At 67.6% G+C, this 14271-nt stretch carries 5 protein-coding genes; 4 read left to right on the top strand and 1 reads right to left on the bottom strand.

Going from position 1 to position 14271, the window contains the following annotated elements; all coding sequences use genetic code 11:
* Positions 1-9 precede the first annotated feature (9 nt).
* The 4 genes from ACYOEI_RS07750 (at position 10) to ACYOEI_RS07735 (ending at position 10421) form a co-directional block, all read left to right on the top strand.
* Positions 10-4224: a hypothetical protein gene (locus tag ACYOEI_RS07750; RefSeq protein WP_462848806.1), complete on the top strand. Its 4215-nt coding sequence runs from the start codon at positions 10-12 to the stop codon at positions 4222-4224.
* A 154-nt stretch (positions 4225-4378) separates the two neighbouring features.
* The gene (locus tag ACYOEI_RS07745) at positions 4379-7564 is read left to right on the top strand and encodes a DUF1553 domain-containing protein (RefSeq protein ID WP_462848805.1); all 3186 of its coding nucleotides are present in this window, start codon (positions 4379-4381) and stop codon (positions 7562-7564) included.
* Positions 7565-7568: 4 nt separating this feature from the next.
* Positions 7569-8999, top strand: a complete 1431-nt coding sequence (locus ACYOEI_RS07740; protein ID WP_462848804.1) for a DUF1501 domain-containing protein — start codon at positions 7569-7571, stop codon at positions 8997-8999.
* 285 nt (positions 9000-9284) lie between these two features.
* Positions 9285-10421 carry a sialate O-acetylesterase gene (locus tag ACYOEI_RS07735; RefSeq protein ID WP_462848803.1) on the top strand — a complete coding sequence of 379 codons (1137 nt, stop codon included), beginning with the start codon at positions 9285-9287 and terminating at the stop codon, positions 10419-10421.
* 285 nt (positions 10422-10706) lie between these two features.
* On the opposite strand, the gene ACYOEI_RS07730 is transcribed toward ACYOEI_RS07735, so the two are convergent.
* Positions 10707-14246: a CocE/NonD family hydrolase gene (locus ACYOEI_RS07730; RefSeq protein WP_462849113.1), complete on the bottom strand. Its 3540-nt coding sequence runs from the start codon at positions 14244-14246 to the stop codon at positions 10707-10709.
* Positions 14247-14271: the final 25 nt, after the last annotated feature.

Here is a 14271-nt window from a genome sequence, read left to right as displayed (position 1 = left end):
CCGGACCCCTTGCGAGCGTGCTGGGCCTTGATCCTGGGGCTCCTGCTCTTGGCCCCATCCCTGGCGTTAGCCCGGGCCGAGGGTCCGCTCGACGTCGACCCCGAGGACCTGAGGCCGGGCCTGGTCGCGACCTATCGCTCCCTCGATCCCGGTGTTCCGGAAGTCGTCCGACGGGTCGACCCGAAGCCGGCGTTCACGCTCGGGACGTCGAGCCCGCACCCTCGGCTCCCGCCCGGGCCGTTCGAGGTCGTCTGGGGGGGCGTCCTCCAGGTCCAGGATCCGGGGCCGATCCGGTTCTCTGCGTTCGTCGGGGGCGAGTTGGAGATCCAACTCGACGGGCAGGTTGTCCTCAAAGGTACCGGGACGTCGGACACGAGCCGCTTCGATGGGGAGGCGCCAAACCTCAAGCCCGGGCTCTCTCGGCTGGCGATCCGCTATCGATCCCTCGAAGGAGTTCCCGCGAGGGTCCAGCTTTTTTGGGAGGGACCGACGTTCGCGAGGGAGCCCTTGCCGGCATGGAGGCTCACGCACCTTGCCGACGCGGAGTCCCCGGAGTTGGCCCACGACCTGAAGGCCACGGCCGGTCGTGAAGCCGTCGGACGCCTGGGATGCGTGCGTTGCCACCGGGGGGCCTTCCCCGGCGTCGATGACCCGCCGCCGGGGCCTTCGCTGGCCGATGCGTCGCGACGTCTCGACCGGGATTGGATCCTCCGCTGGCTCGAAGCTCCCTCGAAAGTTCGGCATGGGTCCCGGATGCCGGAACTCTTCGGGGAAGGGCGGACGGGCTATGTCGAGCGCTGGATCGTGGCCGATGCCCTCGGCCACGCGCCCGGTGGTCGGAAGGCTGAGGTGGCAAAGGGTGATCACCGGGCGGGGCGGATCTCCTTCCTTTCGCTCGGGTGCGTGGCTTGCCATTTCGTCTCCGAGCAGGACCGCGTCGGCCAGGCGGACATGGGACGCGTCGCGTTCGACGGTCTCGGCGATCGGATGGGCGAGGACGACATCGCGACCTTCCTGGGCAACCCCCTGGGCCGTTTCCCCGACGGGCGGATGCCTCGCCTTCCCGTGGCGCCCGACGTGGCTCGGGACATTGCGGCGTATCTCCTCCTCTGGTCGCCCACGTCGTCGTCAAAGGCGTCCCAGGAGAAAGCCCCGACGTCCGACGAGATTCGCGATGTGGGTCGACGCCTGGGCGTCTCCGGAGGGGGCAAGGCTTCGGCCGTTGCCAATGCGCTGATGGCCGAGGTCGGCTGTACCTCCTGCCACACCGGGCTCGGGCCGACGATCCCGAAGGACCTCCCGCTCCACGCCGACGCAAAGGCCGGTTGCCTCGCCGGGAAGGGTAAATCGCCGAAATTCCAAGTCGACGATGCGACCCGCGAGGCTCTTACCGCCTACCTCGGGGTAGCCTCGCGAGATATCCACTCCTCGCCGTTCGCGGCTCGGCAGGGGGCACTTGCGCGGGCAGGGTGCGTCAAATGCCATCAACGCGATAGCGACCGGCCAGCTCCGCTCGAGATCGCGGGTCGATCGCTCGGCGCGGGGTATCTCGAAACGATCCCGTATCAGCGCGTCCCCCGGCTGACGAACCCGCACCGGAAGCTCGAGGACGATTACCTTGCCGACACCGTCCGCGAAGGAGTCGCCGGGCTTCGTCCGGCCAACTACACGTACCGGATGCCGGCCTTCGGCCCGGCGGCCGACGAGCTCGTCCGGGCCGTTGCTGAGGCCGACGGCGAGCTCCCCAACGAAGCCGTCCCGCCGCTCCGCCCGGCCGACGACCCGACGCTCGCCACGCTCGCGGGCCCCGAGCTGGTCGGGCCGCAGGGGTACGGCTGCATCTCTTGCCACGTCTGGGACGGCAAGCAACTGTCCCAGCCCGACCCGGGCGCGATCGGCCCGGACCTGACCCGCGTGGTCGGCCGAGTCCGCCGCGACTGGTTCGACCGCTTCGTCGAGGATCCCGGCCGGGCGTTCCCCGGCACCCCGATGCCGACGATCTTCCCCCGAGGGCAGAAGGCGACATTGGCCAACGTTTTGGACGGCGACGCCGCCCGGCAGAAGGAGGCCCTCTGGCGTTACTTCTCCCTCGGGAAAAAGGCCCCCGCGCCCAAGGCCCCGCCTCCCCTGCCAATCGCGGGCCCATCGGCCGGCGAAGGGCCGCTGGTCGCCCAGGTCCCGGTCCGCTTGCCGGATGGGACGACCGTCGAGTCGCTCTGCGTGCTCACCGCCTCGCACGACCTCGTGGTCTACGACCTGGCCTCGAGCAGCCCGGTCGCCGCGTTTGTCGGCGGCCGGATCCTCCGCCATTCGCAAGGTCGGACGCGCCAGTATCTCGCCGACGGGACCTCGGCCGGCCTCGCCTTCCCGGGTGGGCCCGCGTTGCAGCTCGCCGTCGCCCCCGCCGAGACCCAGGCGACGGAATCAAAGGTCCTCCACGGGTACGACCGCCTCGCCGACGGGGCCCTGCTCCGGTACAAGGCCCGGTTCAAGGCCGGCGACGTCGAGGTCCGCGAGACGCTTCGGGTCCTCCGTGGCGATGCGGGAAGCCATCTGGCTCGCGAGCTCCGGCTCGACGGGATCCCGAAGGGGGCGTCGCTCGTCGTCCGCTCGAAACCAGGCTCGCCGCAAGGGCTGACGGTCGAGGCCTCGACCGGCGCGGCCGAGTCGCGGACCGAAGGCGACATTGTCTCCGTTCGCCTGACCCCCGACCCCGCGGGGAAGGCGGTCGCGACCTTGCGTTACGAGCTCCCGGCGGCCCGCGTCGCCGCCCTCTGGGAGGGCAAGCCGCGCGAGATCTCCGACCCCGAGGTCGGTTCCCTGGAACGGCCCGGTTACCGGGCGGTGGCATTCCCGAGGCCCAAGCTGGAGTCGGGCGAGGACCGGATCATGCCCGCCGCGATGGCGGTCGACCCCCGCGTCGGGACGCTCTTCGTCTCCTCGCTCAAGACCGGCGAGTTGTTCGCGGTCGAGGGGCCCCGGGGCGAGGCGGGCTCTCTCCGCTTCAAGAACTACGCACGGGGGCTCTTCCAGGACAACTTCGCGATGCTCGCCGAGGCCGACGGCCTGAACGTCCTGCATCGCCGCAACCTGACCCGCGTCACGGACTCGGACGGCGACGGCCTGGCCGACCGGTTCGACCGGGTCGAGCCGCTGCCGCATGGCGTCGCGGATACCTATGATTATGCCTATGGACTGGTCCGCGACCGCGAAGGCCGATTCATCCTCAGCTATGCCCCCTATGCGAACACGACGATGCCGGGGTCTGGTGGCGTCCTGCGGCTCGTCCCCGGCCGAGGCCCCGAGGAGGTCGCGTTCGGGCTCCGCAATCCCCTGGGCTGGACGACCGGGCCGGGCGGGGAGGTCTTTTACACCGACAACCAGGGAGAGTGGGTCGCCGCGAACAAGCTCACGCACGTCGTCGAGGGCCGGTTCTTCGGCTTCCCCAACCCTGCCCAGACGCAGCACGCCAGTCGGCCGCTCGCGAAGCCGGCGGTCTGGATTCCCTACAGTTGGGCCCACTCCGTCAACGGAGTCGCCTTCGACCGGACCGGCGGCCGGTTCGGGCCGTTCGACGGTCAGTTCTTCCTGGCCGAGCTGATGTTCGGCGGGGCGATCGTGCGGGCGAATGTCGAGATGATCAAGGGCCAATACCAAGGGGCGTGCTTCCCGTTCTGGGGCAAGGGCCTCCTCGGTCCGGTGAGCCTCGCGTTCGACCCGAAAGGGCCTCTTTACGTCGGCGGGATCACCGAGCCCGGCTGGATGGCCCAGCCCGATCGCGGGGCCGTCTTCCGGATCGATTTCAACGGGACGACCCCCTTCGAAATCCGGTCGATCCACGCCCTCCCCGGCGGCTTCCGCCTCGTCTTTACCAAGCCGGTCGAGGCCCAAGTGGCGGATGACCCGAAGTCGTATCGGCTGGAACGCTATCGCTACGAATATACCGGCTCTTATGGATCTCCCGAGCTGGATCGCACGGCGGTTTCGGTCGATGGGGTCGTCCTCGCGCCCGATCGGCTGAGCGTCGAACTGGCCACCGGGTCGCTCGTCAAGGACCGCGTCTATCGGATCGCCGCCCCAGGGGCCCGGTCGGCCGACGGCGAGCCTCTCGTCCACGACACCGGCGTCTATACCCTCAACGAGATCCCGGATTCTCCAACGTCGAAGTCGGGCACCAACCCCAGGGTGTCTCAGTCAACACGGGGGTGCCATGAGCCTTTGTAGGGTGGGTGTTGCCCGCCGTCATCGGGAAAGGCTGGTGGGCGGTGCCCACCCTACAAATGCTGATGAATGCAATTCGAGCGTGTTCTGCATCCTCTCGAGGGCCGACGAACGACGATCTGCCCCTGCCGAGGTCACGACGATGGGACTTGTTGAGATGAGATCATCGGACCGGCTCTGCTTCGGGCACGCGGCACATCAGTCGTTGCCCATACTGGCCCTGGTCCTGGCCCTGGGGACATTCGCCTCGGCCGCCGAGCCGGCCCCAAAAGTCGACTTCGCCCGGGACGTCCGGCCGATCCTCGCCGAGCACTGCTGGAGTTGCCACGGGCCCGACGAGGCGGCCCGAAAGGCGAAGCTGCGACTCGACCGCCGCGAGGATGCCATCGCCCGGCATGCGATCGTCCCCGGCGTCGTCGACGCCAGCACCTTGGTCGAGCGGATCGACTCGGACGACGACGAGGAGCGGATGCCTCCGCCTCAGGCGAAGAAGGTCCTCGATGATCGGCAGAGGCGTCTCCTCCGCGACTGGATCGCGCAAGGGGCCGAGTATCGCCAACACTGGGCCTTCTCCGCCCCGAGCCGGCCGGAGGCCCCTGCCCTCCGCGACCAAACCGGGGTGAGGAACCCCATCGACCGCTTCGTCCGCGATCGGCTCGAGAAGGCCGGCCTGGCCCCGTCGCCCGAGGCCGACCGGCTCACCCTGCTCCGACGCGTCTCGCTCGACCTGACGGGGTTGCCGCCGACCCTGGAGGATCAAGACGCGTACCTCGCAGACACCTCGAGCGAAGCCTATGAGCGCGCGGTCGATCGCCTCCTCGCCTCGCCGCGATACGCCGAGCGGATGGCGATGGCCTGGCTCGACGCCGCCCGATATGCCGACACCAACGGCTACAACAACGACGAAGACCGGATGATGTGGCCCTGGCGCGACTGGGTGATCGCGTCCTTCGAGCGCAACCAGCCGTATGACCAATTCCTCATCGAACAGCTCGCCGGCGACCTCCTCCCCGCCCCCACTCTCGAGCAGAAGGTGGCCTCGGGGTTCCACCGGAACCAGGGGCACAACACCGAAGGGGGGATCATCCCCGAGGAGTACCGCGTCGAGTACGTGGCCGACCGAGTCCACGCCACCGCCACCGTCTTCCTCGGCCTCTCGATGCAATGCGCCCGGTGCCACGACCACAAGTATGACCCGATCTCCCAGCGCGAGTATTACGAGTTCTACGGCTTCTTCAACAGCCTCGACGAGGTCCAGGGGGGCTACGGCGGCAACGTCGCGATCGAGCCGTTCGTGAAGGTCCCATCGAACCCTCAAACGAAGGCCCTGGCCGCGCTCGAGGCCGAACGGAAGGAACTCGATGGTCGCCTCGGGACGCTCGAGGCGCGGGCCCCGGCCGCGTTCGAAGGCTGGGAGAAGGGGGCGACTCCGGCCGACCTGGACCGCCTCAAACAACGGGGACTTCGCGTCCATGCCTCGCTCGATGAGACCTCCGGCGCGTCGATCAAGGACGAGGCGAACCCCGATCGGCCGGGCAAGGTCGTCGGGACTCCTCGTTTCGCGGCCGGGGAGATTGCGGGGGCAATCGAATTCGCCGGCGGGTCGTACGTCGACCTCGGCGACAAGGGGGCGACCGACGGCACCGCCCCGTTCTCGATGTCCGCCTGGGTCCGCCCCGATGCGACGGGGACGATGGCGATCGCCTCGAGGATGGACGAGGGGGCCGGGGCCCGCGGATATGACCTGCTGCTGGACGGCGGCCATGTCGTCTGCCACCTGGTCCACCACTGGCCCGAGAACGGGCTCAAGGTCACGTCGAAAGAGGCACTGACGCCCAAGGTCTGGCGACACGTGCTCATTACCTACGACGGGTCGAGGAAGTCGACGGGCTTGAAGCTCTACCTCGACGGCAAGGCCGCCCCGTTCGACGTCAACAGCGACACCCTCAACGGTTCGATCGCGACCGCCCAGCCCTTGCGCCTGGGGCTTCGCCAGACGAGCCTGCCGTTCTCGGGGGCGATCGACGACTTCCGTTGGTTCGGCGAGGCACTCGGCGAGGAAAACGCCGTTGCGCTCGCTACCGGGAAGGCACCGGTCCTCACCGGCGATGCCCTGGCGGTCCCGGCCGACCGGCGGACTCCGGAGCAACGCACTCGTCTCGGCCGCCTCTACCTCGAGCTCCTCGACACCGACTATGCGCAGGTCCGGGGCCTGCGTGCGGAGAGCCTCAAACGCAAGGAAGAGCTCGACAAGGCCCTGCCGATCACGATGGTCATGCGCGACCTCGCGAAGCCCCGCGACACGTTCATCCTCAAGCGAGGGGCGTATGACCAGCCGGGCGAGAAGGTCGAGCCGGATGTCCCCTCCTCGCTCCCCCCCCTGCCCCGTGGCACGCCTCGCAACCGGCTTGGCTTGGCCCGTTGGCTCGTCGAACCGGCGAACCCGCTGACCGCACGGGTGGCCGTCAACCGTTGGTGGCAGATGTATTTCGGCTTGGGGCTCGTGAGGACCGCCGAGGACTTCGGCGCGATGGGCGAGCTGCCCAGTCACCCGGAACTCCTCGACTACCTCGCCACCGAGCTCATCCGCACCGGCTGGGACGTCAAGGCATTCCAGCGCCTGGTCGTGACCTCGGCGACGTACCGCCAAACGTCGCGGGCGACCGCAGAGCAGCTCGAGCGCGACCCCGAAAACCGGCTCCTCGCCCGAGGCCCCCGGTTCCGCCTGCCGGCCGAGACCGTGCGTGACAACGCCCTGGCCGTCAGCGGACTTTTGACGGGCCAGGTCGGCGGCCCGAGCGTCAAGCCGTATCAACCCGAAGGGCTCTGGGAGGACGTCTCCGTCGAGCGCAAGGCGAAGTATGTCCCCGAGCGTGGGCCCAACCTCTACCGGCGCAGCATGTACACGTTCTGGAAGCGAACGTGTCCTCCGCCGGCCCTGACGAACTTCGACGCGACCAACCGTGAGGTTTGCGTCGTGCGCCGGGGGCGGACGAACACGCCGCTCCAGGCCCTGATCCTGATGAACGACCCGACCTACTTCGAGGCCGCCCGCAAGGTGGCCGAGCGAGTGCTCGGAGCCGAGGCTGATGCCGAAGGACGTCTCACGCTCGCGTTCCGCCTCGCGGCGTGCCGGCCGCCTCGCCTCGAGGAGCGGGCGATCCTCAACGACGTCTATCGCGAGGTCCTCGGCCGCTATCGCGACGACAAGGCGGCCGCCGAGGCGCTGCTGTCGGTCGGCGACTCCCCGCGCGACCCGAAGGCCGATCCGGCCGAGCTCGCCGCCTGGGCGGTGGTGTGCAGCACGATCCTGAACCTGGATGAAGTGATCAGCAAGAGGTGAATCGATGGGACCGAATTCCGGACATCTGCCGGGTGCCTCGCGCCGCGATTTCTTCCGGGGAGCCTCCGGCGCCATCGGTTCGTTCGCGCTCGCCTCATTGCTCCGGGGCGAGGCACGAGCGGCGACGGATGCTCTACCCCACTTCGCGCCGAAGGCGAAGCGGGTAATCTACCTGTTCCAGTCGGGGGGGCCTTCGCAGCTCGAGCTCTTGGATTACAAGCCGGAGCTTGCGAGGTTGCACGGCAGCGAGCTGCCGGACTCGATCCGCAAAGGCCAGCGCCTGACGGGGATGACCTCGGGGCAGAAGAGCTTCCCCGTGATCGCCCCGAAGTTCAAGTTCGCCCGGCATGGGGCCTCGGGAGCCTGGATCAGCGAACTCTTGCCCAATACGGCGCGGGTTGTCGACGACCTCTGCATCGTTCGCTCGGTCCATACCGAGGCGATCAACCACGACCCGGCGATCACCTTCCTCCAGACCGGTTCGCAGCAGCCCGGCCGCCCCTCGATCGGCTCATGGCTGAGCTACGGCCTCGGGAGCGAGACGCAGGACCTTCCTGCCTTCGTCGTGATGATCTCGCACGGCAGCGGCCAGGACGCGAACCAGGGGCTCCTCGACCGGCTCTGGGGCAGCGGCTTCCTGCCGACGAGCCATCAGGGCGTCAAGCTCCGGGGCGGCCGCGACGCGGTCCTCTACCTCTCCGACCCGCCCGGGATCGACCGCAAGCTCCGCCGGTCCATGCTCGACGGCCTCGCCCGGCTCAATCACCAGGCTTTTGAACAGGACGGCGACCCCGAGATCGAGACCCGCACCTCGCAATACGAGATGGCCTTCCGGATGCAGGCGTCCGTCCCCGAGCTGACCGACCTGTCCCGCGAGTCGGCCTCGACGTTCGAGCTCTACGGCCCCGAGTCGCGCACGCCGGGGAGTTTTGCCGCGAACTGCCTGCTCGCCAGACGTTTGGTGGAGCGCGGGGTCCGGTTCGTCCAACTCTACCACCGAGGGTGGGACAACCACGGCGGCCTGCCCACGAACATCCCCAAGCAATGCCGCGACATCGACCAGCCCCAGGCCGCTTTGATTTCCGACCTCAAACGGCGCGGACTCCTCGACGAGACCCTCGTCATCTGGGGCGGCGAGTTCGGCCGCACCGTGTACGGCCAGGGGGGCCAGTTGGCCGACTACGGCCGCGACCACCACGGGCGGTGCTTCTCCATGTGGATGGCCGGCGGCGGAGTCAAGCCCGGTATCGTCCACGGGTCGACGGATGACTACGGCTACAACGTCGTCTCCGACCCCGTCCACATCCATGACCTCCACGCCACGATGCTCCACTGCCTGGGCATCGACCACGAACGCCTGACTTATCGCTACCAGGGTCGCGATTTTCGGCTGACGGACGTACATGGAAAAATCATTAAAGGTCTTTTGGTTTAAATGCCATGGATTTGGATTGAGTGGCACTGGTTGGAACAACCCGTGCCACCCATCGGAGTCATCGGTGTGGTGCGTAAGGAATTCGTAGGGTGGGCATTGCCCGACGATATTACGGAAGGCCCGGTGGGCCGTGCCCACCCTGCCCGGTGCTCGATCAGCCGGGTCTGCTCGGGATGACCCGTTTCGACGTCCACGGTTTCCGAAATCCGATCTTGAAGATACTGCCGGGTTTCGGAGACCGTCGTCACAGTGTGTCGAGCACTCTTTCGAGGAAATGAGGAGTTGATGGAACGGGCGTCGGCGGTCGTCTTGTTGTTGGCGTATGGGGCCGCGGCCCGAGGCCAGGATCCGGCGGGCGGGGCGCGCCCGCGGATTAACGTGCCGGTCCCCTATCAGGTCGTCCAGCGGCAAGGTTTCGTCCCGGAGCACGCCCACGAGCACGAGCCGGGAGGCCCTCAACTCGGATTTGGTCTCGTGCCGATCACGATCGACGTGCCAGGGCCGATCCCATCGAGATGCGAGTACCGTGTCGTGCGGCTCGAGGGTGCTTTCGGGCGAGGGACCGACTGGGCGGAGTTGGCCGTGCGGCAAGACCCGCCAAAGACGCTTCAGGCGCAGGCACGCGTCCCTGCCGGGGGATGGTATCGCCTCGAACTCCGCTGGCTCAAAGAGGGGCAAGTGACGGAGACCGCAGCCGTCGAGCCGATCGGGGTCGGCGAGGTTTTCGTGATCGCGGGGCAGTCGTACGCCGAGGGGGCCAATGATGCTCATCTGCGCGTCGAAGATCCCCGGGGACGTGTCGTGGCGCTCGATGTGGCGAAGGGGACGTGGGGGGTCGCGAACGACCCTCAGCCCGCGATGAACAACGGGGGGACGATCTGGCCGCCTTTCGGGAATGCCCTCCTCCCGATGGTTCGCGTGCCGATCGGGTTCGTCAACGTCGCGGTCGGTGGGACCTCGTCACGCCAGTGGCTCCCGGGGACGCCCTTGTACAAGCGGCTCGAGGAGGCGGGGAAGGCCGCCGGCCGATTCCGCGCGGTCCTCTGGCAGCAGGGGGAGTCGGACGTCATCGAGAGGGTCTCGGCCGAGACCTACGTCGCGAACATCAAGAAGATCCGCGAGGCTTTGGCGCAGGACTGGGGTTTCGAGCCCCCCTGGCTCCTGGCCAAGTCGACCTTGCACCCGACGGTCTACAATGACCCGGCCCAGGAGGGGGTGATCCGCTCCGCGATCGGCCAGCTTTGGGGCCTTCCCGGCTTTCGCCGAGGGCCGGATACCGACATCCTCGACGGGGAGAACCGCGGGCCTATCGGCAGTCGCCAGCATTTCTCGGAGATCGGCCAGCGGCGAGCGGGGTTAATGTGGTTCGCCTCGGTCTGGGGAGAGCTGCATCGAGAGGCTCCGCACCTCAAGACGCCGTGACTACCCGGCGCGGTTGACGTTCGCGTCGCATTTCTCTTACCAGCCCGAAGCGCAACCGAGTGAATCTTTCTTGATTTTAGGAAGATTCACTCGGTTGCGCTTCGGGCTGGTAAGAAGTCTTCTTGAGTTAGCACCAGGCGTCCCTCCGGTAGGTGGCGTACGACGAGTGCCACCTCAACCCTTGATTTGGGGTGCCGTGGTGGGTTTCATCGTCCTTGAGTTCATGAATTTCTGCTTGCGACCCCAACCTCTCGCGTCGAACCAGCAATAGGCCGCGTCGCGTCCTCAACGTGCATCGGCCGCGGGGAACTGCCAGCGTTCGTCGAAGTAACCCGTCCGGACGACCTCCTCTTTGGGAGGCCCTGAGGAGGCCGCGCCGACCTTCACCAGGGCCCAGTCGCCGATTTTCGGGAAGAGCAGGTAATTGAGCGTCGAGAGCTCGGCCTCGCGGAACGTGTGGCCGCTGTTGAGGACGACGTAGTGCTCGGGGGCGACCGGGTTGGGCTGGATGAGCTGCCAGGCGTGGTCGGTCGCCGAGTATTCCTTGCCGCCGACCTCGCAACGCTCGCGGGTCCATCGGATCGGGAGATCGGGCAAGACCCGTCGGATCCAGGAATTGCTCCCCGGGTCGCCGAAGAGGATCAGGTTGTAGCGGTGGGTATCGTCGTCCGTAACCTCGGTGTCGTTCCTCACGAGAAGCTTGCCTCGGAAGTAGCGATCCCACTCGCGGGCGAATCGGTCGAGGTTCGCGTCGGCCCACGCCTGCACGGCCGGGTTCCAGGGCGTGCCGGTCCCTCGGACGCACAGGAATGGCGCCGTGAAGGCGTCGTCGATCGGCCCCTGGATCCCCGGACGCTTGCCTGCGGCAGCCGTCTCATTGGCCTCGACCCAGGCCCCGTCCCGCGTCTCGAGGACGATCCGGGGGGAAGGTTGCTCCTCATGGACGGGCCCAATCGAGACGGCCTTGCCCCCCACCGTGACGGACCGCTTCGCCCCGATCGCCGCCGGGGGACGGAGCGCGAACCTTGTGATGTTCTTCGGCTCCGCCACGACGATCGTCCCATCGTCGGCGACCTTCGCGTCGATCTCGGCGCGGTCGTAGTGGGCGTTCAAACCCAGGACCTGGAGCCAGTGGCATTGGCTGTACTTCAAGGTCCAGGTGACGAACCGAACGTGCCTTGGCGCGTGGTCGAGCCCCTTCTCCGCGATCTGCCCGATCCGGCGCATCTGCTCGCGGTGGGTGGCCGGGTCGATCACGTGTCCCGTCCCGTGCGAGATCAGGTTGACCATCGTCAAGCCCTCGGCGGCCATGGCTCTGCCCATGATCTCGTGGGCCTGGAAGAAGATGTCCTGGTCGCCGATGCAGGCGATGGCCGGGACGACCCCGGCGTTGGCCGCGTAGTCGACGGAGTCGAGCATATGGAGGCCCTTCTCCTGGTCGCTCGGCAGCGGGCCCACCTTCACGAAGTTCGGCAGGGGTGTCTCCGAGAACTGGTGAGTGTCGACATACCCGCAATACGGCCCGAGCGCGACGAAGCGGTCGGGGTGCTTGAGCCCCAGGTGCCAGGTCCCGGAGGCACCCATCGACATCCCTCGGAGGACGATCCGGTCGCGGTCGATGTTGTAGCTCCGGCACACGGCTTCGATCGCCTCGAAGACGTCGGTCTCCCCGGCCCAGCGATAGCCGTTCTCGACGCGGCCCAGCGGGTGGAGCTCGATGTAGTCGGCCTCGGGGGCTTCCTTCGCCTCGTCGAATCGACTCATGAAGCGGAGCTCGCTCATCCCCGAAGGCTTGGAGCTGCCGTGGAGGACGACGTCGAGGCGGATCGGTCGCTTCGGGTCATATCCTTTCGGGACGATTACTCCATAAGGCTGCACTGAGCCGTCGACCTTCGAGACGAAACCCCGAACGAGCTGGCCCGTCTTCTCGGTCCAGGGCCTTCGACCTTGCTCGATTGCCGTCAGTCGTCCCCGGGCGAGTCCGGCTGCCTTTTCGATCTGCCCGATGTCGGCGGGCGTGAGCGTCGATTCGAACCGCAGCGCCCAATCGATCCCCTTCACGAAGACCGCGGCGTTGGCCAGAGTGTCGGGCTTGATCCCAATGGCGTTGTGTCGTGCGTCAACCCATTCCTGGAGCTTCTGGAGAGTCTGGCCGAGCGTCTTGCGAACCTCGTCGGGGTCGGCCTTCGGGCGGCCCGGGGCGATGATCCGCGAGGGGTGGGCCTTCTCGTGGTGGACCGTGTTCGTGGCAACAACCGTCCTCGCGGGAGGGTCGATCGTCAGGGGTTCCCCCGTGTTCGGGTTGGGCTCGTAGAACGGGGCGCCGGTGCTCGCGAGCGTGATCCGGATCCGATGGCCTCGGTTGAAGACCTGGCTCGTCCAGCCGACGTCGAACGCGACCTTGGCGACCTGGCCGGGCTCCAGGAAGACCTCTCGGTCATAACCTTCCCGGTAGCGCACCCGGCGGATGTAGTCCATCAGCAGGATGGAGCGGCCATCGGGATAGACGTCCGAGATCCGGACGATGACGTCGGTGTCCTTTGCCGTCGACGAGAGGTAGACCTCGGCCTTCACGTTGCCCGTCCACTCGACGGGCTCGGTGAGGACCTCGGTGGTGAATGTCCTCACCTCCGGCTGCTTCTCGACCTCGCGGGCGTCCTTCGCCCCCGGGAACGCTCGGCCGGGGATCTCGTTGGGGTGGACCGGGTCGGCGAGGAAGGTCGTGGTGGAGCTCGGCTCGTTCGGGGACCGGCCGTCGAGCTTGCCCTCGGCGTGGAGGTAGAGCGCCTCGGGCTCGACGGCGATCGGCCAGTCGTCGGTCGTCCGCCACTCGTTGCCCGGGGCGCCGGGCTCGCCGACTGCGCCCATCGTGTAGTACCGGACTTTCGGCTCGCGCTCGACACCGTTGTCGATCCCTTTCAGGTAGTGATCGAACCAGCGGATCATATGGGCGTCGTTCGCGAACCGGGCGTTCTCGGGGAAGGTCAGGTCGCCGGTTGAGTTGGTATCCTTGAACCGGCTATGCAGCCAGGGGCCGAGCAGGAGCTGCTGCGCCCCCTTCGAATGCGGACCTCCCCGGTGTTCGCGGCCGACGTAGCTCTCGACCGAGCCGACGCACATGTAGTCGAACCAACTCCCGATCGTGAAGCAGGGGACGTCCATCTTGTCGATGTGTCGGGTGCAGTCCTCCTGGGCCCAATAGGCGTCGTAGGTCGGGTGCGCGAACCAGTCCTCCATGAGCCGGCGGTTGTCGGCCGGGTTGCGGCAGACGGGGTCCATCGTCTTGAACCGCTCCGGTTTCGTCACGCCACCGATCCGATAGCCCTCGTGGAAGAGGCTGAGGCCCGTATCGATCATGTACTGGCAGGTCAGATGTGGCGGGGCCGCCACCGCGAGGAAGTTCTGCGCGAAGCCGGCCTGCGAGCTGCCGAACGTGCCGACCTTGCCCGTCGCCCACGACTGCCTGGCGAGCCACTCGACCGTGTCATATCCGTCCTGAGTCTCGCCCCAGCCGAGGGCCCGGTACCCGACCCAGACGCCCTCCGAGAGCCCGGCACCCCGGAAGTTCTGCGCGGCGACGACGTACCCGGACGAAGCCAGGCGGGCCATCCCCTTGCGCGTCTCTGCCCCCTTCAGGTCGGCGTAACGCTGTTCGTAAAGAACCGGCCAAGGGCCTTTCCCCGAGGGCGTGTAGAGGTAGGTCGAGAGCCGGACCCCGTCCCGCATCGGGACCATTACGTGGGTCTCGGTAATCCCGCCGAGGTCAACCGTCGGCTCGGCACCTCGGCCATTCGCGGTCGTCGCCGCGATCAGGCCGACCAACATCAGAACGGATCGCTCGGTCTTCACG

The organism is Singulisphaera rosea, from assembly GCF_054877945.1.
This window is presented reverse-complemented; position numbering and strand designations above follow the sequence as displayed.

Coding starts and splice junctions, on each gene's coding strand:
- ACYOEI_RS07735 (WP_462848803.1), top strand. CDS start 9,285: ATGGAACGGGCGTCGGCGGTCGTCTTGTTGTTGGCGTATGGGGCCGCG.
- ACYOEI_RS07740 (WP_462848804.1), top strand. CDS start 7,569: ATGGGACCGAATTCCGGACATCTGCCGGGTGCCTCGCGCCGCGATTTC.
- ACYOEI_RS07745 (WP_462848805.1), top strand. CDS start 4,379: ATGAGATCATCGGACCGGCTCTGCTTCGGGCACGCGGCACATCAGTCG.
- ACYOEI_RS07730 (WP_462849113.1), bottom strand. CDS start 14,246: ATGTTGGTCGGCCTGATCGCGGCGACGACCGCGAATGGCCGAGGTGCC.